The organism is Sphingomonas sp. AX6, assembly GCF_902506605.1.
In the GTDB taxonomy this organism is placed as follows: domain Bacteria; phylum Pseudomonadota; class Alphaproteobacteria; order Sphingomonadales; family Sphingomonadaceae; genus Sphingomonas.
The window spans coordinates 640788-665317 of the sequence record NZ_LR733979.1; the positions used below are offsets into that span (position 1 = coordinate 640788).

At 62.7% G+C, this 24530-nt stretch carries 20 protein-coding genes and 1 pseudogene; 17 read left to right on the forward strand and 4 right to left on the reverse strand.

Features of this window, described 5'->3' with window-relative positions; genetic code table 11:
* Positions 1 to 103: 103 nt before the first annotated feature.
* Positions 104 to 646 carry a tyrosine-type recombinase/integrase gene (locus tag ENHY17A_RS03145; protein ID WP_159709992.1) on the forward strand — a complete coding sequence of 181 codons (543 nt, stop codon included), beginning with the start codon at positions 104 to 106 and terminating at the stop codon, positions 644 to 646.
* A 1161-nt stretch (positions 647 to 1807) separates the two neighbouring features.
* Here the strand turns inward: ENHY17A_RS03145 and ENHY17A_RS03150 are convergent.
* From ENHY17A_RS03150 to copC, 3 genes and pseudogenes are all read right to left on the reverse strand, one after another.
* The gene (locus tag ENHY17A_RS03150) at positions 1808 to 3382 is read right to left on the reverse strand and encodes a calcium-binding protein (RefSeq protein ID WP_159709994.1); all 1575 of its coding nucleotides are present in this window, start codon (positions 3380 to 3382) and stop codon (positions 1808 to 1810) included.
* A 287-nt stretch (positions 3383 to 3669) separates the two neighbouring features.
* Positions 3670 to 4275: pseudogene (locus ENHY17A_RS03155) on the reverse strand (tyrosine-type recombinase/integrase).
* 378 nt (positions 4276 to 4653) lie between these two features.
* The gene (gene copC, locus ENHY17A_RS03160) at positions 4654 to 5043 is read right to left on the reverse strand and encodes a copper homeostasis periplasmic binding protein CopC (RefSeq protein ID WP_159709996.1); all 390 of its coding nucleotides are present in this window, start codon (positions 5041 to 5043) and stop codon (positions 4654 to 4656) included.
* Between the two features lie 111 nt (positions 5044 to 5154).
* Here copC and ENHY17A_RS03165 point away from each other — a divergent pair, with 111 nt between their 5' ends.
* The 3 genes from ENHY17A_RS03165 to ENHY17A_RS03175 are packed head-to-tail and all read left to right on the forward strand — an operon-like array spanning position 5155 to position 6412.
* Complete coding sequence (locus ENHY17A_RS03165) at positions 5155 to 5436, forward strand: hypothetical protein (protein WP_159709998.1); 282 nt, start codon at positions 5155 to 5157, stop codon at positions 5434 to 5436.
* A complete protein-coding gene (locus ENHY17A_RS03170; protein ID WP_159710000.1) occupies positions 5436 to 5867 on the forward strand; it encodes a periplasmic heavy metal sensor in 432 nt (143 codons plus the stop codon). The genes ENHY17A_RS03165 and ENHY17A_RS03170 overlap by 1 nt, the downstream gene beginning before the upstream one ends.
* A complete protein-coding gene (locus ENHY17A_RS03175) occupies positions 5864 to 6412 on the forward strand; it encodes an RNA polymerase sigma factor (RefSeq protein ID WP_159710002.1) in 549 nt (182 codons plus the stop codon). The genes ENHY17A_RS03170 and ENHY17A_RS03175 overlap by 4 nt, the downstream gene beginning before the upstream one ends.
* A gap of 2 nt (positions 6413 to 6414) precedes the next feature.
* Here the strand turns inward: ENHY17A_RS03175 and cueR are convergent, their stop codons facing one another.
* Positions 6415 to 6807: a Cu(I)-responsive transcriptional regulator gene (gene cueR / locus ENHY17A_RS03180; RefSeq protein WP_159710004.1), complete on the reverse strand. Its 393-nt coding sequence runs from the start codon at positions 6805 to 6807 to the stop codon at positions 6415 to 6417.
* A gap of 144 nt (positions 6808 to 6951) precedes the next feature.
* Between cueR and ENHY17A_RS03185 the strand changes: the two genes are divergently transcribed.
* From ENHY17A_RS03185 to ENHY17A_RS03245, 13 genes are all read left to right on the forward strand, one after another.
* Positions 6952 to 7677, forward strand: a complete 726-nt coding sequence (locus tag ENHY17A_RS03185; protein WP_159714068.1) for a glutaredoxin family protein — start codon at positions 6952 to 6954, stop codon at positions 7675 to 7677.
* 70 nt (positions 7678 to 7747) lie between these two features.
* Positions 7748 to 9553, forward strand: coding sequence for a copper resistance system multicopper oxidase (locus ENHY17A_RS03190; RefSeq protein WP_159710006.1), 1806 nt, complete (start codon positions 7748 to 7750; stop codon positions 9551 to 9553).
* On the forward strand, positions 9550 to 10692 hold the full coding sequence (locus ENHY17A_RS03195) for a copper resistance protein B (RefSeq protein ID WP_159710008.1): 1143 nt from the start codon (positions 9550 to 9552) through the stop codon (positions 10690 to 10692). Before ENHY17A_RS03190 ends, ENHY17A_RS03195 begins: the two co-directional genes overlap by 4 nt.
* 16 nt (positions 10693 to 10708) lie before the next feature.
* Positions 10709 to 11059 (forward strand): DUF3147 family protein, encoded by a 351-nt coding sequence (locus ENHY17A_RS03200; protein WP_159710010.1) that lies wholly within the window; start codon positions 10709 to 10711, stop codon positions 11057 to 11059.
* A gap of 161 nt (positions 11060 to 11220) precedes the next feature.
* The gene (locus ENHY17A_RS03205) at positions 11221 to 11535 is read left to right on the forward strand and encodes an L-rhamnose mutarotase (RefSeq protein ID WP_159710012.1); all 315 of its coding nucleotides are present in this window, start codon (positions 11221 to 11223) and stop codon (positions 11533 to 11535) included.
* 14 nt (positions 11536 to 11549) lie between these two features.
* Positions 11550 to 14549 carry a beta-galactosidase gene (locus tag ENHY17A_RS03210; RefSeq protein WP_159710014.1) on the forward strand — a complete coding sequence of 1000 codons (3000 nt, stop codon included), beginning with the start codon at positions 11550 to 11552 and terminating at the stop codon, positions 14547 to 14549.
* Entirely contained in the window at positions 14546 to 15775 is a 1230-nt protein-coding gene (locus tag ENHY17A_RS03215; RefSeq protein ID WP_159710016.1) for a glycosyl hydrolase 53 family protein, read from the forward strand. The genes ENHY17A_RS03210 and ENHY17A_RS03215 overlap by 4 nt, the downstream gene beginning before the upstream one ends.
* Before the next feature lie 34 nt (positions 15776 to 15809).
* Entirely contained in the window at positions 15810 to 16922 is a 1113-nt protein-coding gene (gene bglB / locus ENHY17A_RS03220) for a beta-galactosidase BglB (protein WP_159710018.1), read from the forward strand.
* A 59-nt stretch (positions 16923 to 16981) separates the two neighbouring features.
* A complete protein-coding gene (locus tag ENHY17A_RS03225) occupies positions 16982 to 18124 on the forward strand; it encodes a glycoside hydrolase family protein (protein WP_236547720.1) in 1143 nt (380 codons plus the stop codon).
* A gap of 2 nt (positions 18125 to 18126) precedes the next feature.
* A complete protein-coding gene (locus ENHY17A_RS03230; RefSeq protein ID WP_159710022.1) occupies positions 18127 to 20538 on the forward strand; it encodes a glycosyl hydrolase 115 family protein in 2412 nt (803 codons plus the stop codon).
* Between the two features lie 87 nt (positions 20539 to 20625).
* Positions 20626 to 22251: an MFS transporter gene (locus ENHY17A_RS03235; protein WP_236547721.1), complete on the forward strand. Its 1626-nt coding sequence runs from the start codon at positions 20626 to 20628 to the stop codon at positions 22249 to 22251.
* Positions 22248 to 23234 carry a glycoside hydrolase family 43 gene (locus ENHY17A_RS03240; protein ID WP_159710024.1) on the forward strand — a complete coding sequence of 329 codons (987 nt, stop codon included), beginning with the start codon at positions 22248 to 22250 and terminating at the stop codon, positions 23232 to 23234. The genes ENHY17A_RS03235 and ENHY17A_RS03240 overlap by 4 nt, the downstream gene beginning before the upstream one ends.
* Complete coding sequence (locus ENHY17A_RS03245; protein WP_159710026.1) at positions 23231 to 24502, forward strand: TolB family protein; 1272 nt, start codon at positions 23231 to 23233, stop codon at positions 24500 to 24502. The genes ENHY17A_RS03240 and ENHY17A_RS03245 overlap by 4 nt, the downstream gene beginning before the upstream one ends.
* Positions 24503 to 24530 lie beyond the last annotated feature (28 nt).

Here is a 24530-nt window from a genome sequence, read left to right on the forward strand (position 1 = left end):
GGGACGTCCAGAAACGTCCGGAAAGTGGCTGTTTTCCGAGGTTTTTAATGGCATATTCGTTCGGTAACATCCGGGCGGATTTACCACCGATACCATCAGTCTGATGGTATCAAGCCGCTCGAAAACGGGTGGATACCATCGTGGCGTTGACCGCAATAGGCATCAAGAATGCAGCGCCGCAGGGCAAGGCCTGTATCTGCTGGTCACACCGAAAGGCGTAAAGCTGTGGCGGATGAACTACCGGCATCTCAATCGGCAGAAGACGCTGGCGTTCGGCACCTGGCCGGACGTGACCCTGGCTGAAGCGCGCGCAAAGCGCGATGGTGTGCGCAAGCAAATCAGCCAGGGCATCGATCCTGCCGAAACGCAAAGGCTCGATCATCTGTCCGCGCTTCTCGAGGCTGAAAACACCTTCAAGGCGATTGCCGAGGAATGGGTCACGAAGAACGAGCGCGAAGGTCGTGCTCCGGTCACGCTCGACAAGATCCGCTGGCTTCTTAACATTACTTATCCAACGCTGGGCGGCCGGCCAATCAACAAGATCAGTCCGCAGGAAGTTCTGCTTGTTTTGCGGAAGGTCGAAGCGACCGGGCGGATCTCCCAGGTGCCACCGACCGTCGCACTGGGGGAAACTTCAATCTACTGACGAACTCTGTCAGCGCAGGCCTACGCCCAATCAGGCAGAGTGAAGACGCTGCCAATCACAGGCTTGAATTCTCATCTAATCCGATATGGGAGCATTCGAAACCACGCATTTATGGGGTTTTCAGGAAGTGGTGCCCCATGGGACAAAGATGGGCACCCAAATCATACCAAAGTTTCGGTTTTACGCGACTGAAATTGGGCGGGACCCGAAGGGCTGCTTTTTCGCAATCGTCGCGATTTCCTGCCGGTCAGGTCCCGACCCCATTGCGGACGCAGCCAAAACCTATATTCCATGTGGATGCTATCGATTGAATTGACCTTCTTAATCGGTGCGGTCTTCGGAATGCTGGCTGGGGTTTTCGCCTCTCGAAAGATCGGCTGCCTTCTCTTGCTTCCTATACCAATCGCAATGTTCGTCTACGTGGGCGAGTGGCAGGACCAACACCCCGAAAGCCTAAAATCTACAAGTGTCCTAGACTTTTATTTCAGCGCGCTTTGGCCGAGCCTTGGCGCGCTATTGGGATTGTGGACTGGAAGGTATTTGCGCGCCCGTATGCGCGAGAAATAGCGAATGCCCGCTTTCCACCCAGTTCGAGGCGTCGGATGCGCTCGACGACGTTCGCTAATGCAGCCAGATGATGTTCAACCTTGGAAAGAGGATTAACCTCGATTTCTCGATAAACCGAAAAGATACCTCACGGTAAAATACAACGGAATTCCATAGGACAGAATGAATAGAACTACCCATTTTGAATTATCTATAAGGTGTTCGCTTGTAAGCGGTGGCCACAAAGGCAATGAACCTGACCACAGCCAACCTAAGACCAATCCGGGCAATAGTAATATCAGCCAAAGAATAGCCAGCACCCATTCGAACTTGCTAATTTTATGCTTTTTATTTCTTCTATTAATATTTGCCATTATAAGCAGCATCCTTGTCGGTTTACCACGTTGGTTGTGGGGAACAAAACTCTCGATTGCTGCCCCCCTTACGGCAGCTAACCACCCAGTTCGAGGCGTGAGGCAAGCCACTTCGTTTTCCCGAAACCCGTCGCGCCGCGATCGACCCCATTGGAGTCATTTGGGGTCTGTCCCGTGTGTTTACGCATCACCGACGGTTGGGCTCGACGGCAAGTAGCCGAGCCCAATCTTGCTCTGCAAATTAGACCGAGGGTGTGGCCGCCGCGAGCATAGTAAAGCTGGTGGTCTCCAGCGCGGAACCTGGCGCAACGGTTGCGAACAGAACAGCAGCCCCGGTTCCGGTGCCGTCAGCATCATAGAACAGTTGTCCCGATACCTGGTCGTAGATAACTTGGGCATTGGTGCCGGCCGCAGCCGTACCCCTCAAGAACTCATTCGTATCGAGGCTTGCGCCGAGCGCCTCGAACCCGGTTGAAAGACCGATACGATCGGCCTGTCCGCCTGCGTTGAAGTCGCCAATCACGGCAACGTTGCCGGCAGCCGTTCCACTCATCACGAACAGATCGGCACCGCCGCCGCCGAACAGCGTGTCCATGCCGCCCCCGCCAGCGATCGTATCCGCACCCTCGGTCCCAGCGATCGTCTGCGCGAACACATTCCCGGACAATCGCAGTCCGATCGTCGAGCTGCGATCCTGTGCGGCAAGCAGCTCAACCGAGACGCCGGCTGCGAGGGAATAATCGACCGAGGTGACGACGGTGTCGAAGCCCTGGCCATCCTGTTCCTGGATCACCGTTGCGCTGTCGCCCACAGCATAAATATCGTTGCCGAATAGGCCGATCAGCGTGTCTAGACCGCCCGATCCGCCATTCAGAACGTTGTCGCCATAATTGCCGATAATCGTCTGGGCAACAAAGTTACCAATCAGGTTTATTGTGACGGTTGCCGAATGATCTACTGTAGATAGGACCTCGATCGAGTTATCGCCGAGATTATAACTGGTCGTAGTGTAGATGATGTCTGTCCCGCCATCGACGCGCTCGATGACAACGTCACTCGCGCTATCCACGAGGTAGGTGTCATTGCCTAGAAGACCAACAAGCGTATCATCACCCCCTCCGCCGATAAGCACGCTACCATCGTCGTTACCGACAATCAGTTGATCGAAGCGGTTACCGACTATATCGATACGAAGACCACCTGAAATACGAATTTCTTCAATCTCTGCATCAGCGGATAGTTCGTACGACCCCCCGGCGACCTGACGGTTCGTGTTGATAGTAATCGTATCATAGCCACCACCAACAGCCTCTATTACCTTTGTGGTGGAACCGCGGACAATGTAATGATCGTTTCCACCCAGGCCCATTAACGTTTCAGGGCGAGCGGGCGAAGAAGATATGTCAAATGTGTTTGCCGGTAAGCCGGTGTCGAGCAAGTCGTCCCCGTTTCCCCCAGTGATGTCCTGCGAGAAACTGTTGCCAATGAGCGTGATCCCGGTGGTACGGTCGGGATCACTAGCGCGAAGCACTTCAATGGCCATCTCGCTGCGATAGACACCGAAGGTGAACAGCTCGAAGCGGTCACCGCTGACCAAGACCGTGTCGAAGCCGTACCGCTCTTCGAAAATGTCCCCCCGCTCATCAATTACGACTTGGCCATCGACTTGGTAAGTATCATCACCCATGCCACCGGCCATCGTGTCAAATCCACCCCCACTGATTAGGAGATCATTCCCGCCGCCGGCGCTAAAAACGTCGTCCGCAGAAGTGCCAATCAGTGTGTCCGCACCCTCGGTTCCATTAATAACAGCCACGTGACTTACTCCAATTTTGGGGCACCAACAGCGCGATGATCGACCTAAAGCATCGAACCATGGAATTGAAAACAAAACAACTTCAAGTGGTTAAGAATATGGCCGCCGTCGCCAACGGAAATGCGGAACCGGAAATGGCTTTGGCTCAATGAACGATCCCGGACCATAAGAACCGATCGGTTTTGCCTAGAGCTGCCCGACAGCGATCACCCAGTTGCCGTCGATCCGAGACATATGCCGTCTCCCATTAGCGGCCATCGGGCAATGCCCGACAGCCGCATCGATGGTCAGATTTCGGTACGCTCAGCGAGCATGAGCGCATCCTCGACATCGACGCCTAGATAGCGGACGGTGTTCTCGATCTTGGTGTGTCCTGGCAGGATCTGCACCGCCCTGAGATTGCCGGTAGCCCTGTAGATCATGGTCGCCTTCGTCCGCCTCATCGAATGGGTGCCATAGTCTTCGCGCCGTAGTCCGATTGCTGTGACCCATTCGTCCACGAGCCGGGCATACTGCCTCGTACCCATCGGGCGACTGTGATCCAGTCGACTGGGGAACACATAGTCATCGGCTGTTCCGCCGCGGCGCTGCAGCCACGCGGCAAGGCTCCCACGCGCGTCAGCGGTAATTTCGAATTGCACCGGCCGACCAGTCTTCTGCTGGATTACCATAGCGCGAGTCCGAATATCCTACCCGGCTATGAGACCGCCGATCCTCAGCTTCACGAGGTCGCTGCCCCGCAACTTGCTATCGATGGCAAGGTCAAACAACGCGCGATCTCGCAGCCGCTCCTCTCGATCAAGAAGGAAGCGGATCGCCCAGATCTGCTTCTGCGTGAGCGGTCGCTTCGTGCCAACCGTTTTACCGGCATTCCAGGCCACGCGGTTCTGCATGACGGGATCCAGATTAGGTCATCGTCGTTCTCCTTGGCCGTGATTGGCCAAAGGCAAAAACGGACGACGATCACTGAGAGTCGTCCAAAGAGGACTCACACCACCGGGTAATATGACCGGTTTCCGGCGACACCGAGGGTTGGCCCTAGGACCGGGATGCGGGCGCGTTTCAGTCTCAGACCTGTCGCTAAAAGTTCTCGCCTAACCACTTAAGAGGCTTCTCGCATATACGGTTAAATAGCAAAGTTCTTCAGCGTAGCCGTGCCTGACAGTCGCGGCGAACCCCGCCTTACCAATCCAGCCGGCATTGGCAGATCGAGACTGCCAAGAAAACGCAGCGTCACCGCCGCGCCTTCCCCTGCCGCCCAGGCGATCACCTCAGTTGACGGCGAATGCGTGCGTACCCGTGATCCGATGGGTGTCGGCGCCGACGACGTGCCAATCGACGCGGTAGGTGCCCGCGGGAAGCGGCTTGGCCGAGGTCAGGACGATCGAGCTTCCGTCGCTGCCGATCGCGGCGTTGACGCCGGTCATCTTCATATCGGGATGATTGGCCATGCCGGGCATCCCGGTCATCGTCAGGGTGGCACCAGATAGCCGAGGCGTCAGCCGTTCGCTGAATTTGAGCGCGATCCGCGTCACCCCCTTCGCCGACGCGTTCGCCGCGGGAGACGCCGATACCAGCTTGGGATGGGCGACCGCGACGCCGGGTGCCGCAAAGGCAATGACAGCGGCCAGCGAGAGTGCGATTTTCGAGAGGATGCGCATATTCACTCCATGGGTTTTCGATCCCAGATACGCGATCGCGCGCCCAACCCCTCGAAAATTTCGAGGGGCGCGCCGACAGCACGCGTAGAGGGGACCGACGGAGACGAGGATATGACGACCGACATCGACGACGCATTGCACGCGCTGGGACGGGTTCCCGACCACGCCGCGCTGACCGGCATCGAGGATCGCGTGCTTGCCGCGATCGATGCGCGGCGCGGCGAAACGTTGGGCTCGCGGATGACGGTCGGGCTGGCTGTCGGCGCGCTGCTGATCGGCGCGGGCGGCGCGGCCTTGCCGTATCGATCGGCCACCGCATCTACGCCTGCGAGTTTTGCGGCACCCGGTCCGCTTGCGCCGTCGTCGCTGCTGCTGGGATCGGCCGAGCGGTGATGAAGCGCAATTTGACGATCGCCCTGATCGCTTTTGTCGCGGCATTGCTCGGCGTATTTGCCGGCCGTGCGCTGGCTCCGGCAGAAGCTGAGGCGGGGATCGATATCCATGCCGTGCTGCACGACCGGCTCGACCTCGACGCCGATCAGGAACGGCGGCTGGAAGTGCTCGAACGTGATTTCGCCGTTCAACGACGTGCGCTCGAAGCGGAAATGCGCGCCGACAACCGGCGGCTGGCAGCGGCGATCCAGGCCGAACATCGAAATGGTCCTGCGGTGGAATCCGCGATCGACGCGACGCACAGGACGATGGGCGAGCTGCAAAAGGCGACGCTGGCCCATGTGTTCGCGATGCGCGCATTGCTGCGCGACGATCAGGCCGTCATTTTCGACGAGGCGGTGACCAAGGCGCTGGTCGAAGACGGGCAGTGACCGCGCCATCCGGCGACAGCGATGGCGCGTTGGCGGCACGATCGATCGCGGGCGACGATCGGGCGTTCGCTGAAATCGTTCGCCGCCATAAGCAGTTTCTCTATGGCCTGACCGCGCGTCTGGTCGGCAATCCCGACGATGCGCTCGATCTGGTGCAGGAGGCGTTCGTGTCGGCGCACGGTGCGCTCAGACGCTACGACCCCGACCGACCGATGCGCACCTGGCTGGCGCGGATCGCGGTCAACAAGGCGCGCGACTGGCAGCGCAAGGAACGCGTGCGCGCGGTACTGCGTAGCATTCTGCCTTTGGGCGACGTCGCCGATGTCGCCGCCGAGCAGGTGTCGGTCGAACAGGCGGTGTCCGACCGTGCGGACCTGGCAGAGGTGCGTGATCGCATCGCGAAAATGCCCGCCAAGCTTCGTGAAGTGCTGGTATTGCGGACGATTGAGGGATTGCCGCAGGCCCAGGTCGCCGAACTGCTCGGAATTAGCGAAAAGGCGGTGGAAACCCGGCTCTACCGCGCGCGGCGGCACCTTTCCACATAGTCTCAGGCGGTATCGCCGAGCCGCTGGATGATCGGGCAATCGGGGCGGTCGTCGCCTGCGCAGGCGTCGGAGAGCGTCTGGAGCGTGTCGACCATCGCCTGCATGTCGTCGATCTTGCTGCGAAGCCGGTCGATATGGCTGCGCGCCATCGCCTTCACATCGCCGCTGCGGCGCGTTCGGTCGCGCCACAGGCCGAGCAGCTCGGAAATTTCCGCAACGGAGAAGCCCAGATCGCGTGCGCGGCGGATGAAGCGCAGTTCGTGGACGTTGGCGTCGGCATAGTCGCGATAGCCCGATGCGCGCCGGTCGGCGGGCGGGATGAGCCCGGTTTCCTCATAATAGCGTATCATCTTTGCCGAAATGCCCGACTGGCGGGCGGCTTCGCCGATGTTCATGGGGGCTCCTTCGCGTTGCGAGACCGATACGGCGATGCGCCCTTGACCTTCCAATGATTGGAAGCCCCACATGGTGGGTCAGACCGAAGCATTGACGAGGAGCGAGACGTGGCACAGCGCCCGACCAAGGCAGAACTATACCGGATGGTGATGCCCGAACACACCTGCCCTTACGGCCTGAAAGCGCTCGACCTGCTCAGGCGCGAGGGGTTCGAGGTCGCCGACCACCACCTGACGACGCGCCCGGAAACCGATGCGTTCAAGGCCAAGCACGACGTGAAGACCACGCCGCAGGTCTTCATCGATGGCCAGCGGATCGGCGGCTATGACGATCTGCGCCGGTATTTCGGCAAGCGGGTGGAGGACAAGGACGCGGTCACCTATACTCCGGTAATCGCGCTGTTCGCGATGGCGGCGCTGATGGCGGTCGCGGCCAATTGGGCGACGGCAGGCAGCGTGCTGAGCATCCGCACGGGCGAATGGTTCATCGCCTTTTCGATGTGTCTGCTCGCGCTCCAGAAATTGAAAGACGTGGACAGCTTCGCGACGATGTTCCTGAACTACGACCTGCTCGCCAAGCGCTGGGTGCCGTACGGCCATATCTATCCCTTCGCCGAAGGCGCGGCGGGGCTGCTAATGATCGCAGGGATTGCGATGTGGGCATCGGTGCCGATCGCGCTGTTCATCGGTACGATCGGTGCGGTCTCGGTGTTCAAGGCGGTCTATATCGACAAGCGCGAGTTGAAATGCGCTTGCGTCGGCGGCGACAGCAAGGTGCCGCTGGGGTTCGTGTCGTTGACCGAAAACCTGATGATGGTGGCGATGGCGCTGTGGATGATCGCCAAGCCTTCGCTGCTCGGCACGCATTGATGTGCCTCGACTTCGAGGGGTAGCGGGGCGCCGCGCGTAGAACCCGATAACCAACGGAGCTTCATACCAGATGACTGCATTATTCGACCGGCGGCAATTGCTACGCGGCGCGGGGCTCGGCGGCGGCGCGCTGGCGCTGTCGGCATGGATGCCCGCCTGGGCGCAGACCAATTCGCCGGGCCTTGTCCGCGACCTGCCCGAGGTGTCGGGCGAGGATATCCGGCTGAAGATCGCGCATCAGATGCTGACCATCGACGGCAAGCCAGGCCACGGCATCGGCATCAACGGCACCGTGCCGGGGCCGCTGATTCGCTTACGCGAGGGCCAGAATGTCCGCCTCCATGTCGAAAACGCGCTGGACGAGGATAGCTCGATCCACTGGCACGGGCTGATCCTGCCGTTCCATATGGACGGCGTGCCGGGTGTGAGCTTTCCGGGCATCAAGCCGCGCGCGACCTTCACCTACGAATTCCCGATCCTTCAGGCGGGCACCTATTGGTATCACAGCCATTCGGGGTTGCAGGAGCAGATGGGGCATTACGGCCCGATCGTGATCGACCCCGAGGGCGCCGATCCGATCACGTCCGATCGCGAGCATGTGGTGGTGCTGTCCGATTACAGCTTCCTGCACCCGCACATGATCTTCCGGAAACTCAAGCAGATGGGCGGCTATTTCAACCAGCAGAAGCTGACCGCGACCGACGGCGAGCCGATGGCGGCGAGCGAGCGGCTCGAATGGGGCCGGATGCGGATGGACCCGACCGACGTCGCAGACGTGACCGGTTCGACCTATAGCTATCTGGTCAACGGGCATGGTCCGCGCGACAATTGGACCGCCCTGTTCAAGCCTGGCGAACGGGTGCGGCTGCGCTTCGTCAATGCGTCGGCAATGACGACGTTCAACGTGCGGATACCGGGGCTGAAGATCACCATCGTCCAGGCGGATGGCCTTAACGTGAGGCCGGTGCCGGTGGACGAATTTCAGATCGCGGTTGCCGAAACCTATGACGCGATCGTCGAGCCCGCCGACGACCGCGCCTATACGCTGGTCGCCGAAAGCATCGACCGGTCGGGTATGGGCGTAGCCACGCTGGCGCCGCGGCCCAGTATGGCGGCCGAAGTCCCGCCACTGCGCAAGCGCCCGCTCGCGACCATGAAGGACATGGGGATGGGCGCGATGGATCACGGTGCTGCCGCGGGTTGCACCGCGGAGCATGCGGCGATGGGCCACTGCACAATGCCCGAGGGCGATAGCGCAGTCGATCATGCCGCGATGGGCCATGGTGCGGCTCAGGGCGCGGCGGGCGGCATGGCGATGGATCATTCGATGCGCGATTTCTCCGTCGCGCCGGGGGTGAAGAAGACGCCGACCGTCCAGACCATCTCGCCCATGCCGGTCGACCGGATGGGCGATCCGGGCCAGGGGCTGGAGGATGTCGGCCACCGAGTGCTCACGTACCGCGATCTCATCGCGACGACGCGCAACCCCGATATCCGCGCACCCGAACGCGAAATGCGCATCCATCTGACCGGCAACATGGAACGCTATATGTGGGCATTCGACGGCGAGAAACTTTCCGAAGTCCGCGATCCGATCCCGTTCCTGGAGGGCGAGCGGGTTCGCATCACCCTGGTCAACGACACGATGATGACGCACCCCATCCATCTGCACGGCCATTTTTTCGAACTGGTGACCGGGCACGGCGATTTTGCGCCGCGCAAGCATACGGTGAACGTCCAGCCGGGCGGCACCGCGGCTTTCGACTTCACCGCGGACGCGGTCGGCGACTGGGCGTTCCACTGCCACATGCTCTATCACATGCACGCCGGGATGATGCAGGTCGTGACCGTGCGTCCGCGGGAGGAAGCGGCATGAACCGGCTGCTGTTCCTGGGTGCGGCGATGGGCGAGTTGGTCACCGCGACGCCCGCGCTGGCGCAATCGCATGGTGGGCACAGCCAGCATGGCGCCGCGCCCGCGCCTCCGCCCGCCCCGACGCCCAGCCCGACACCTGCGCTGACAACATCGGCCTGCACACCGGAACATGCGGAAATGGGGCATTGCGAGATGCCCGCGCCGCCCGCCGCTTCGCAACAGACGGGCTGCACGCCCGAACACGCTGAGATGGGCCATTGCAAGATGCCCGAAGCGTCGACTCCCGAGTCCGCAGCCCAAGATCCGGACTGCCTGCCCGAACACGCGGAGATGGGCCATTGCACATCGGGCACTGGTGCGGCCGATGCCGATGGCGAAGCAGACGGAACCGACCTGTCGCCGGGCGATGCCCCCGCACCGCGACCGGTCGTCGCGAACTATGCCGATCGGGTGTGGGGCCAAAGCGCGATGCAACCCGCGCGCGACATGCTCCGCCGCGAGCATGGCGGCGGCAGCTTCAGCCAGGTGATGATCGACCTTGCCGAGGTAAAGATCGCCAATGGTCATGCCGGCTATAAATTCGAAGCCGATGCCTGGTTCGGCGGCGACATTAATCGGTTGGTGCTCAAAGCCGACGGCGAGGGCGAATTCGGCGAGCCGTTCGCAGACGTCGAACTCAAGGCGCTCTATTCGCGCGCGATCGGTCCCTATTTCAATCTTCCAGCGGGCGTCCGGCAGGATCTGGGCGTCGGCCCCGACCGCACCCATGCCGCGATCGGCGTCGAGGGACTCGCACCCTATTGGTTCGAGGTCGATGGCTATCTCTATCTCTCCACCCAAGGCGAAGTCCGCGCCAGCGCGTCGGCCGAATACGACCAGCGCCTAACCCAGCGCCTGACCCTCCAGCCGAAGGTCGAGTTCGAACTGTCGGCGCAGGACATCCCCGAACTCGGCATCGGATCGGGCCTGACCAGCGCCGAAATTGGCCTGCGCCTGCGCTACGAAATCGCTCGCGAGTTCGCACCTTATGTCGGCATCGTCCACGAAGCGAAGTTCGGTTGCACCGCCGATTTCGCGCGCGCGGCGGGCGACGATCCGTCCTCGACCAACCTCGTCGTCGGGATTCGTGCCTGGTTCTAAGGCCAAAGGGGAGCTCATGCTTTATCTCGTCATCAAAGCAGCGATTTCCGGCGTGCTGATCGCGGTCGCGAGCGAGATCGCGCGGCGCTATCCCGGCTGGGGTGCGCTGGTCGCATCGCTGCCTCTGGTATCGATCCTGGGCATGATGTGGCTGTGGCGCGACACCCGCGACCTGACCCGGCTTGGCGAGCACAGCACCGCGACCTTCTGGTTCGTATTGCCCAGCCTGCCGATGTTTCTAGTGGTTCCGTGGCTATTCAAACGCGGGCTTGGGTTCTGGCCGGCGCTGGCGATCGGATGCGCGTTGACGGTCATTCTGTACGTGGCAATGATCCAGATCCTGCCTAAAATCGGTGTTCGGCTCTGACAGAGTGACGGCCGTGATCGGTCGCGAGATCATCAAAGCGTGCCGCCAGCGTTCAGCAGTTTCAGACCGCCTCCATCCCGCTCCCGGCACATTGACCTGCCCCGCATCACCTGATACCAGATGGTGATAACATATTCCACATAGTGGTAATGGAGGGGGATATGGGCGTTCACGCCTTTCGGATGCAGCTCAAACCCGGCAAGCTTGCCGAATACCGTGCCGCGCACGACGCGATCTGGCCCGAACTGGTCGATCTGCTCCGCGACGCCGGAATCTCCGATTATTCGATCTATCACGACGCCGACTCCAATGCGCTGTTCGCGACCCTGACGCTGGCGGATGAGAGCAAACGCGATGCCTTGCCGCAGCATCCGGTGATGAAGCGCTGGTGGGATGCGATGGCCCCGCTCATGGAAACCAATCCCGACAATTCCCCACGCGAATGGCCGCTTGCCCGCGTGTTCCACCTGGCCTGATGAGGGGATTGCCGATGCTCCGCCCGCTACTGCTCGCCTGCACCATGCTCGCCGCCATGCCCGCCGCCGCTCAGGTCGCCAAGCCCACCCAAAATCTCGAAGCGCCCATCCAGAATTTCGGCCGCGTCGGCTTCGACGCGCGCTCGCTGCTGATCGACGGCAAGCGGCTGGTGATCTGGGGCGGGGAAATGCACGCCTTTCGCCTGCCCTCCCCCGATCTGTGGCGCGACATCCTGCAAAAGATGAAGGCGACCGGATACAACACCGTCGCGATCTACGTTTATTGGGGCTTCCACAGCCCGAAACAGGGCGTCTATGATTTCAACGGCATCCGCGACATCGACCTGTTGCTCAAAATGGCGGCGGAAGAGGGCCTCTACGTCATCACCCGCGCCGGTCCCTATGTGAATGCGGAATTGTCGCGCGGCGGCTATCCCGGCTGGCTGGTCAACCAGCGCGTCCGCGCACGCACCGATGCGCCCGAATATCTCGAAGCGTCGGACGAGTGGCTGACCGAGATCAACCGGATCATTGCGCGGCACCAGATCAATGGCGGCCCGAACGGGGAGAAGGGCGGCAGCGTCATCCTCCACCAGATCGAGAACGAACTCGCGCTGACCACGCCCGCCCAGTCGCGCTACATGGATCACCTCTATGCCAAGGCGCGCGCCGACGGCATCACCATCCCGATCTTTCACAACGACCAGGGCCGCAACGGATATTGGGTGCCCGAGGATTCGCCGGTCGAGAAGACCGTCAAAGGCCCGGTCGATCTCTATGCATTCGACGGCTATCCCGGTGGCACCTGCACCGTGGGCGGCGAGCCGACCAAGGGATCGGCGGCCCCGGACTGGGGCTATTACGGCACCGGGGGCGCGCGCGGTGGTGCCTCCGCCAGCCCCAACACGCCCGGCTTCGCCGCAGAATTCGGCGGCGGCTGGTTCGATTATTGGGGATCGAACGGCGGCTATGAATGCAACGCCATCCAGCGCGGTCGGCGTTATCAGCGCGTCTTCTACGGCACCAACCTCTCCAACGGGATCAACATCCAGAGCTTTTACATGACCTATGGCGGCACGAGCTGGGGCTGGACCCCTGCGCCGGTCGTGTTCACCAGCTATGACTATGGCGCCGCCATCAGCGAGCCGCGCGAGGTGCGCGACAAGGCGCTGGAGATGAAGCAACTGGGGGGGCTAATCGAGGCCGTGCCCGATCTCGCGGGCATGATCCCCGCGCCCGCGGTCCAGAAATCGAGCGACAAGGTTCAGGTATATCACAACCGGTCGCCGGAAACCGACGCGCGCTTCCTGCTCGTGACGCAGAACCCATCGAACGAGAGCGGCAACCACCGCTTCACGGTGACCACCGACCTGCCCGACGGGCGCTATACGATGCCGCTGCAACTCAACGGCTATGACGCCAAATGGCTGGTTGCGGGCGTGACCGTCGCGGGCCAGCGGCTGGTCTATTCGACGAGCGAATTGCAGTACGCGATGACGCTCGACGGCGAGGCGCTTGCGTTGATCTATGGCCGTGCGGCGGAGGATGGCCAGACATTGCTGCGTTACACCAGTGCGCCGACGGTGACCGTGCTCGAAGGCACCGTCCGCCACCGCTTCGATGCGGCGACCGGCGACCTCACGCTCGATTATCAGCATCAGGGCCTGGCGCGCATGAGGATCGAGGGCGGAGGGCGTCCGGCGCTCAATTTGCTGATCGCCGACGAACCCGAAGCGATGCGCTTCTGGAAGGATGGCGACGTGCTAGTCCGCGGCCCGCAATTGCTGCGCACCGCAGAATTGCGCGGCAGCCGTCTAGCGTTGACGGGTGATACGGCGATCGAAAGCCCGCTCGAAGTCTGGGCACCGCGCGCCGCGCGCACGGTTACGTGGAACGGCACGCGCGTCGCAACCGTGCCGGGCGTCGGCACCAGCCGCGTCGCTTCGAGCAAGCTAGCAGGGCCGGTCGACTTCGCGCTTCCCGCGCTGACCGACTGGCGCATGGCAACGGGCTCGCCCGAAACCCAGGCCGCATTCGACGACAGCGCGTGGCAGGCGATCGACCGCCGCGCCTATGCCAGCAACACCATCCGTCCCGATGGCGAGCCCAACATGCTGATGGATGCCTATGGCTTCCACGAAGGCGATGTCTGGTATCGCGGACGGTTCCAGGGAACACCCGATGCCGAGCGCATCCGCTTTCACTATGGCGCGGGCGGTGCCGGGATGGCGCAGGTGTTCCTCGACGGCAAGTTCGTCGGCCAGCATGAATTGCCCGCCGGCGCACCCCGCCCGATCACCACGGGCGCGACCAGTTTCGACTTGCCGCCAGAGGCGCGCACCCCCGGCGAGCATGTCGTCAGCATCATGGTCCGCAACAACGGCCATAACTGGAACCTCGAATCCGACGACTTCCACAAGGAAGCGCGCGGCCTTGTTTCCGCATCGGTCGAAAAGCAGGCCGGGCGCAGCTTCGCCATTCCGGTGGCGTGGAAAATCCAGGGCCGCCGCGGCGGGGAAGATCTCGCCGATCCGGTGCGTGGCGTACCCAATAATGGCGGTCTTTATGGCGAACGCGTCGGCTGGCACCTGCCCGGCTTCGACGACCGCCGCTGGGAAGCTGCGACCGTCCCCGCCACGACCGCGCAAGCAGGTACGAGCTGGTATCGCACCAAGTTCAACCTAAGCGTGCCCAAGGGTCAGGACGCGACCATCGCCGTTCAGTTCGGCGATCCCGATACGCCGCGCTCCGCCGTCGATTACCGTGTGCTGCTGTTCGTCAATGGCTGGAACATGGGCCAGTTCATCGCGCATGTCGGCCCGCAGCGCACCTTCCCGATCCCCGAAGGCATCCTCAACCATCGCGGGTCGAACGTCATCTCGCTGGCGGTGACGTCGGACGGAAAGCCGGGCAATGCGCTGGAACCGGTGCGGCTTGTGACGATGCGCAACGTAAAGGGTGGCCTGCCGGTGCGCATGGTCCCCGCCCCCCGCACGCCTGCGGAACTAAAATGAGCGGCCTCACCCGCCGCGATCTGGGCACGGCGGCGGGCGCAACGCTGGTCGCCGGGCTCGCCGGTTGCGCGACGATGCCGCACACCGGTGCGACGGCACCCAAGGCCGCGCGTCCCTGGCCCTATCTGATCGGTGCCGACGTTTCGTGGATCCCCGAGGACGAAGCACGGGGCGCCACCTATTTCGAGAACGGCGTCCGGCGCGATCCGTTCGACATCTTGAAGGACGCAGGGTTCAACGCGATCAAGGCGCGGTTGTTCGTCGATCCCGCCCGCGGCTATTCGAAAGAGAAACCCGGCGGCCCGTGGTGCGACATGGCGCAAATGGTGAAGTTCGCCCGCCGCATCCGCGACGGTGGCTTTCACACGTCGGTCACCATCCATTATTCGGACGACTGGACCAATCCAGAACGTCAGGACAAGCCGCACGCCTGGACCAACCTGCCCTTTTCCAGGCTGGTCGATGCCGTCCACGCGCACGGTGCTGACGCAATGAAGGCGATGACGGCGGGCGGCGCCACCCCCGACATGGTGGTGCTGGGCAACGAGATCACCTTTGGCATGCTGTGGCCCGAAGGGCGCCTGCCCGCGACCATCGCCACCGGCAATCCGGTCACCGATGCGCGCCAGAATACCAACATCCTGCCGGGCGGGCACGACCGCTTCGCCGCGATCATGAAAGCCGCGATCGCGGGCGCGCGCGAACACGCGCCCGATGCGAAGATCGTGCTCCACAACCATCTTGGTCGCCACTGGCAAATCGTCCAGGACTGGATGGACAATCTTCTCGCCCGCGATGTGCGGTTCGATTGCGCGGGTTTTTCCTGTTACCAGCAATTGGCGCAAGGCGATTGGGAACGGACCTTTGCGGCGTTCCCCGAACGCTATCCCGATCACGGTTTCCTCGCGCTCGAATATTCGTCGCGCAAGCGTTACCTCAACGACATTGTCCATGCGCAGCCATCGGGTTGGGGCAGCTTCATCTGGGAACCGATCCGGCATCAGGAAGCCATCTTCACCCGCGAAGGCGTCAACGCAGGCGGCGGCCCCCGCCCCGATCTGTTGAGCCAGGGATTGAGCGCCGCCGAAGCACCCGGATCGACCCCGGCCGCAACGACCGTTCCGCAAGAACCGCATTTCGACCATCCCGGTGGCCGCTATGATGCGATCCCAGAATTCCTCGACCTCTACCGATCCATGGCGCGCGATTACGGCCTGAAGGCCTGACCCGTCGCCTCATCAATCCACAGGAGATATCAACTTGGCCGCGCTGACCCACGACATTCCCCGCCAGCAGGTGACGGACGCGATCCAGCTCCTCATGCACAACCTCGTCAACATCAAGGACGAGACCGGCGAGTTCCTGCTCCATCTCGACGATGGACGGATCATCGACACCAAGGGCTGGGCCGGATGGGAATGGACCCACGGCATCGGCCTGTTCGGCATGTGGCGCTATTTCGAGCAGACCGGCGACCAAAAGGCGCTCGACATCATCAAGCAGTGGTTCGAGGATCGCTTTGCAGAGGGCACGCCGACCAAGAACATCAATACCGTCGCGCCCTTCATCACGCTGGCCTATCTCTACGAACACGAGCCCGACCCGCGCTACATCCCCTATCTCGACACCTGGGCCGAATGGCTGATGGCCCCCGACGGCCTGCCCAAGACCGAGGAAGGCGGGTTCCAGCACATCGTCTATAACGACGAGAATCCCGGCGAAATGTGGGACGACACGTTGATGATGTCGGTGCTGCCGCTCGCCAAGATCGGCCTGCTGCTCAACCGCCCGCATTATGTCGAGGAGGCCAAGCGCCAGTTCCTGGTCCACATCAAATATCTGTTCGATAAGAAGACCGGCCTGTGGTTTCACGGTTGGGACTTCAACGGTCGCCACAACTTTGCTGAGGCGCTGTGGGCGCGCGGCAATTGTTGGGTCACGATCGCGATCCCCGAAATCATCGAGATTCTGGATTTGCCAGAAGGCGACGCATTCCGCACCTTCCTCATCGATACACTCGCCGCCCAGGTGAAGACGCTGGCCGAGACGCAGGACGAAAGCGGACTGTGGCACACGCTGATCGTCGATCCGACCAGCTATCTCGAGGCATCGGCGACCGCGGGCTTCGCTTACGGCATCCTGAAGGCGGTGCGTAAGGGCTATCTGCCACGCGAATACGAAGCCGTCGGGATCAAGGCGGTGCGCGGCGTGCTCGACAATATCGACGAAACCGGCGAGCTTCAGCAGGTGTCGTTCGGCACCGCGATGGGTGACACCTTGCAATTCTACAAGGACATCCGCCTGACCTCGATGCCCTACGGCCAAAGCTTGGCAACCTGCGCGCTGGCCGAATTCATGCGGACCTATATCTGATGGACAAGGGGCGGCGTGCGCTGCTTCGGGCAACCGCGATCGCGCCGCTCTTGCCCGGCATGACGAATGCCTTCCTAGCGCCGTTTGCCCATGCGCAAACGGTCGCGCGGGAGATGGTCCCGGTACTAGGACCACGCCCGTTCATCGACTATTTCACCGCGACCCCGATCGTCAGCCCGCTTCGCAGCGATGCTTGGGGCGCGGCGGAGGTTGGATCGCGCGATGTCGGCAACGGCCTCGAAGATGCCAGCATGGCCCAGTGGAACTACTGGGACGGCCAGATCCTCAAAGGGCAGGACGGCCGATACCGCATGTACGCCAGCCGCTGGGACCAGGCACTCGGTCACAGCGAATGGGGTAAATCGCAAGCCGTTCTGGCGGCGAGCGATACTTTATGGGGTCCGTACCGGGACAAAGGGTTGATGTGGCCCGATGACCGAGGCGGCCTTGGCCATAATGTGATCGCCCTGCGCATGGCCGATGGCCGGTTCGCGGTCGTGGTCAGCGAGACGCGCAATGGTGACATCTTCGTGTCCGAAACCGCCGATGGCCCCTGGCGCAACATCGGCAGTATCGAGGTCGATCAAAGCGCGTTCAAATCGGTCAAGACGCCCGGCGACCTTCAGGCAACGAGCGAACTGAAGCCTTGGAAGGCGTCCAACGTCAGCCTAATCCTGCGGCCCGACGGGGCGTATCAGATCATCCAACGATCTGGGCAGATGCTGCTTAGCAACAGCGGCATTCTCGGCCCATACAAGGTCACGGGCGACAGCATCTATCGCGGTCTTGTAGGCGTGCCCCAGCGCGACATGCGCGCCTATGAAGACCCCGTGCTGTGGTACAGCGGAGGCTGGTATCATGTGATCGTCAATCATTGGCGCGAACGGCGCGCCTATCACATGATTTCCCGCAATGGATTGACCGGCTGGCGCGTTCAGGGGCTGGCCTATGAACCTGGCGCCAATTTCATCCGCTATTCCAACGGGCAGGTGAACCACTGGAACAAGCTCGAACGCCCTGCCGTCGTAATGGAGGATGGGCATGTCATCGCGCTCACCTTCGCCGTGATCGACACGCCAAAGGAATCGCAGATGGGCAATAACGGTCATGGCAGCAAGATCATCGTCGTGCCCTTTGACGGAGCGGCGATGGATCGCGATTTGGCGAACGCCGATCGTCCGAAGGCCGAACGGGCGACTTAGCAATGAGGATCATCGTTGCGCTGATCCTGCTCGCGTTCGCCTTGCCCGCCCTGGCAGAGGAGCGCTGGGCAGCGTTCGACGCAGGGCCAGGGTTCGCATTGCTGAAATCAGGGCGCGGCGCGCCGGTATCGACTGACCCCCGCGACGCGGAAGTGGTGCGGATCGCCGCCGCCGACCTGCGCACGGATATGGTCAGTGTGGGCGGTCGCGCCGTCGATTCCGAAGCGCCACCGATCTGGGCGGGAACACTGGGACGCCATGCCGAAATCGATCGGCTTGTGGCAGCGGGGCGGATCGACGTGTCGCAAGTGCGTGGTCGCTGGGAAGCCTATCTGATCGCGGCCGTCGAGCGACCCGCGCCCGGCGTACCGCAAGCATTGGTCGTGGTCGGCAGCGATCGGCGGGGCACCGCATATGGGATTTACGCGCTGTCGGGTGCGATGGGCGTGTCACCCTGGCAATGGTGGGCCGACGTCACACCGACGCGGCGCAACCATGTTCGCGTCCTGCCGGGGACGCACCATATCGATGCGCCGGACGTCAAATATCGGGGGCTGTTCATCAACGACGAGGATTGGGCGCTCGTCCCCTGGGCCGCCACGACCCACGCGCCGGATGAAAAACCGCTCGGTCCCAAAACCTATGCGCGCGTGTTCGAACTGCTGCTGCGATTACGCGCCAATCTGCTTTGGCCCGCGATGCACAAGAGCACGGCACCGTTCAACGCAGACCCGGCCAACGCCGCGCTGGCGGATCGCTATGCGGTCGTCATGGGATCTAGCCATGCCGAACCGATGCTGCGCAACAATGTCGGTGAATGGACGGCGCCCGCCGACCGGTTCGATTATGTGAAGAACGCGGACGGCGTGCGCGATTATTGGCGCGCGCGGGTCGATACCAATGCGAAGTACGAAAGCGTCTGGACGCTGGGGATGCGCGGTATCCACGACAGTGGCATGGCCGGGCCGACGACGACCGCGGAACGCCGCGCGTTGCTGGAGACGATCTTTGCCGATCAGCGCGGCCTTCTAACCAAGGCAGGCGTGCCGCAAGCGCCGCAGGTCTTCACGCCCTATAAGGAAGTGCTCGACATCTACCGCGCCGGATTGAAGGTGCCGGACGATGTCACGCTGATGTGGCCCAACGACAATTTCGGTTACATCCGACAATTCCCCAACGCCACCGAACGCGAGCGATTGGGCGGATCGGGGGTCTATTACCACCTGTCCTATCTCGGCGCGCCGATGGCCTATCTATGGCTATCGACCACCCCGCCTGCGTTGATTCGCGAAGAGATGACGCGGGCGTGGGATCTGGGCGCGCGGCGGATGTGGGTGGTCAACGCAGGCGACATCAAGCCCGCCGAACTCGGCATCGACTATTTCATGCAGCTCGCCTGGGATGTGGAAGGGACGCGGGCGCGCCCGATCGACGACTATGTCCGCGGCTGGGCGGCGGCAAACATCGACCCGGCGCTCGCGGAGCAAATTGCCCCGATCATGGCCGAGCATCACCGGCTGAACTTCGCGCGGCGGCCCGAACATCTGCAATGGTGGCTGCCGCATGGCCGCACCCGCGCCAGCGCATTGCCGACGCACGAAATTGCAGATCGGATGACGGGGTTCGAACGCAACCTCTCCGCGCTGGGTCAGGTCGCCGATCGCGTACCCGCGCATCGACAGGACGCGTTCTTCCAGCTTGTCGGCTATCCGGTGGAGGCAGCCGCTCGCGCCAACGAACGAGTCTTCGCCGCCGAAGCGCACGACCGGCTGCGCGACCGCGATTTCGCCACCGCAATGGGCTGGGCCGCGCGGGCGAACGCTGCCGATGCGCGGATCACTGCCCTCACGCGGCGCTACAACGAAGAGATCGCAGGCGGCAAATGGCGCGGGATGATGGCGGTCGAACCCGCCGACGGCCAGTGGCGATCCTATCGCGCGATGCCGGTCACGCTGCCCGCTGTCACCGGCAATCCAACGCGCCCGACCATCTGGCCCGATACGGCCAAGGGCCGTGACGTGGTGGTCGAGGCCGAGCAGGCCACCGGCAACTGGCGACGCATCGACGGGCTGGGTCGCAACGGCACTGCAATCGGATCGCGCGTCGATGCCCCCGTCAGCGGCACGATCCGTTCGACCATCCCGCCTGGAAGTTGGCGCGCTTCGGTCGAGATTTTGCCGACCTATGCCGATCGCGACGGCGAACCGCTGCGACTGGACGTAACGATCGACGGCAAGCGCCACCGGCTGACCGCTCCGCGCAACACCGGCGACGACGACTGGAAGCAGGCGGTGCTCGACAATCGCATCCTGCTACCGCTGCCCGACGCCATCGGGGGTGGCGCGCACGTCATAACCCTCGCCACCGAGGGCGGCGGCATGATCGTCGATCGGCTAATCCTAACGCCGATGTAGCGCTTGACCGTTCCATATTCTGTGATAGTAATTCAATATGTGGATATTTGAGCGATAACGCTCAGATGCTCGGGGAGGATTCGGCCAGTGGGCAGCGCAGCACCTATCGCGTCCGGGCAACGTCAGCCGCGCTGGTATAATTACTGGGGCTGGGGATCGGGCGACATGCTCGGCGCGGGCGCGCAGGCGGTCATCACCGGCTGGCTGCTCTATTTCTTCGTCACCTTCTGCGATCTGTCAGCCGCCGAAGCCGGGCTCATCCTCGGCCTGCCGCGCTTGCTCGAGGCGATCACCTGTCCGCTGATCGGCTATGTCTCCGACAATCTGCGCCACACCTGGATCGGCCGAAAGGTCGGGCGCCGCAAGATCTTCCTGCTCATCACCATCCCCCTGCTGCCCAGCTTCGCGCTGATCTTCGTCTCGGGCCAGACCTTCACCTATTATCTGCTGACCTTCATCTTCTTCGAGCTGGTCTACACCATGTTCCTGATCCCGTGGGAAACCCTCGCGGCGGAGATGACCAACGATTACCGGAAGAAGGCGAAGTTCGCGGGCGCGCGGATGCTGGTCGCGCAGACCTCCGCGATCCTCGCTTCGTATCTGCCGACGCTGATCATCAACAATATGGGCGGGCAGGATTCGCCCGACACCTTCTTCATCATGGCCGCGATCTTCGGCGGGCTGTTTAGCTTCGTGGTGTTGCTCGTCGTGATCTTCAGCTGGGAGCGTCCCTATACCGAGGCCGAGAAGCTCATCCAGCCCCAGCCGCTCGACGTGAAACGCGCGCTGGCGATCCCGGTCGTGATGTTCCGCGACCTGTTTTCGACGCTGCGCATCCGGGCGTTTCGCCAGCATCTGTCGATCTATCTCGGCGGCTACATTTCGCAGGACATCTTCAACACCGCCTTCCCGATTTTCGTGGTGACGGTGATGGCGGGCGCAACGCTCATCATCTCCCAAATGCTCACGACCATGTATGTGGCGCAGCTCATTTCGGTATTGATCGCGATCAACATCGTGATCCGTACCGGGCCGGTCATCGCGTACCGCATCGCGATCAGCTTCTACATCGCCGGGCTGTTGCTGTTCCTCGCCTTCTACTTCCTGCGCCCGGAGCAATTCACCGCCAGCATGGGCGGGCTGGACGGCAATGTCCTGTCCGCGCTGAACCCGCTTTCGGCTGGTTTCAGCCCGATCCTCGTTTTCTGGCTGTTCGTCCCAATCGTCCTGGCGGGCCTGGGTCGCGGCACGCTGAATTTCGTGCCCTGGTCGGTCTATAACTATCTTCCCGATGTCGATGAAGCGGTCACCGGCCAGCGGCGCGAAGGCATCTTCGCAGGCGTGATGACGCTGGTGCGCAAGGTCGCGCAATCGATCGCGATCGTCCTGACCGGCTGGATCATCGATCTCGGCGGCTATGTCTCGCCTCCGCCTGGGGGCACCGCAACGCAAAGCCCGGAGGCGATCGCAACCGTCACCTGGCTGCTGGTGCTGGGGCCGGTGCTGGTCATGCTCGCAGGGTTGTTCGCCTCGTGGCGGTTCCGCCTCAACGCCGGGACACATGACGTGCTGATGGCGGAGATCGAGCATCTGCGCGAGGGCGGCACCAGCCCCACCTCGCCTGAAGCACGCGGCGTTGTCGAGGATCTGACCGGCTGGCGCTACGATCAGCTCTGGGGCCGCAATGCCGTCGCGGCGCCGCCTCGCCAATGATCGCGCTGTCGCTGGCGCTGATGCTGGGGGCGGCGGGGGACCAGCAGGTCGCGCCCAAGCCGCTCCACCGCGATCCGGTGCACGACGGCGCGGCGGACGCCTCCACCGTCTATGATCCGGCAGCGCGCGAATGGCGGATGTTCTACACCAACCGCCGTGCCGACTTGAACGTCGCCGACAAGGACGTAAGTTGGGTGCACGGCACCCATATCGGCGTGGCCACATCGAAGGACGGCGCGACCTGGACCTATGCCGGGGTCGCGAACATTCCCGCGGCGTGTACGGGGCCGACCCTGTGGGCACCCGAGGTCAAGCGCTTCGGCAACACCTGGCACATGTGGCTGACGGTCGTGCCGGGTGTGTTCAGCGACTGGAATGCCGAGCGCTTCATTGTCCACCTGACCAGCGGCGACCTGAAGACCTGGACCTGCGGCGAACGCCTGAACCTCGGCTCCGACCGGGTGATCGATGCGAGTGTGGTCGCCCTCCCCTCCGGCGGATACCGGCTGTGGTTCAACGACGAGCGGCTGGGCAAGGCGATCCGCTACGCCGACAGCACCGATCTGAAGCATTGGCAGGTAAAGGAAACCGTGGTCGAAACCCCCGGCGAAGGCCCCAAGGCATTCCGGTGGAAGAGCCGCTGGTGGCTGGTGAGCGACGCATGGAAGGGGTTGCTCGTCATGCGCTCCGAGGACGCGGCCAACTGGACGCAGCAGGCAGACCATCTGCTCGCGGAGCCCGGCACCCACGCCACCGACCGCGCGAAGGGCCAGCATCCCGACGTGATCGTCTCCGGCGATCACGCCTACCTCATTTATTTCGTCCACCAGTCAGGCGAGCCGCAGGCCATAAGCGATCCGAACTGGCACCGCCGCAGCGTGCTTCAGATCGTCGAACTGAATGAAGCCGGCGGCATCGTCACCGTCGATCGCAACGCGACGACGCGCGTTCGCCTGACCCCACCCGAGGAGAAGACCCCATGATCCTGCGCAGCCTCGCGTTCGTTGCCCTGCTCGCCAGCACCGCCCCTGCCTCCGCCCAGGTCGGACGCGTCTTTCCAAGCGAAAAGCAGGTCGTGGCCGACCGCACCACCGGACGCCCCATCACCTTCCTGACCGACGGGCGCGGCGACGCCAAAATCTATCCCACCCATCCGCAATGGGCGCAGGACGGGCGGCATATCCTGTTCCGCTCCTCGACGCGCGCTGAGGGGTCGCAGATTTTCGCGGTAGACGAGATATCCGGCCGGATCACCCAGCTCACGCAAGGCGAAGGCGTCGGCGCGGGCAGCATCAACGTCGCCCGCCTGACCAACCGCATCTATTACATGCGCACCGATGGCAGTCGCACTCGGCTGATCGAACTCGACCTCGACCCGATCCTCGCCGATGCCGCCGCAGGCAAGGTCCGCCGCACCGGGTATGAGCGCGTCGTTTCCACCATGCCCGATGGCCATATCGAGGCGGGCGGCTTCACCCTGGATGCAGACGAGACCGCCGCCTATGTCGGCTTCGACGCCCGCCGCGCACCACCGCGCAGGGCGGGCCAGCCAGTGCCCCAAGTGCCGGGCGGCATCCGCGCCATCGACATCAAAACCGGCGCGGTCCGAACCGTCGTCGAAACCGATTTCCGCATGGGCCATGTCCAGGCAAACCCGTTCGTGCCCGGCGAAATCCTCTATTGCCACGAAACCGGCGGCGACGCGCCGCAACGTATGTGGATCGTCAACGCCGACGGCACCGGCAACCGTCCCGTGTATAAGGAAGGGCCGCTCGACTGGGTCACCCACGAACAATTCGCGGACAAGGACCACGTCATCTTCAACCTGATGGGTCACAAGCGCGACCTGCGTCAGGTGCCGACCGGTATCCTGGTCGTCAATCTGCGCGACAACAGCGTCGAGCATCTCGGCCAGCTTCCCATTGACGCATTCAAGCGCACCGCGCTCGCCGGGTTTGCCGATCCCAACATCCCGCAGGATGATACCAGCACCGGGGGTTACTGGCACAACGCCGTCACCTATGACGGGCGCTTCGCGGCGGGCGACGATTTCGACGGCAACCTGCACCTGATCGATCGGCGGACTGGCAAGCGCACGCTGCTAACCACCGGCCATTGGATGCGCCCCGACCATCTCCATCCCAGTTTCAGCGCCGATAATGCGCGGCTGCTGGTCCAGTCGGGGATGCTGACCGATGGCAAGAGCCTGGCACTTGCGATAGTCCAGGTGCCGGAGGCCGCCACTCAATAACCACGCACCGAACAAAGGGAACCAGACC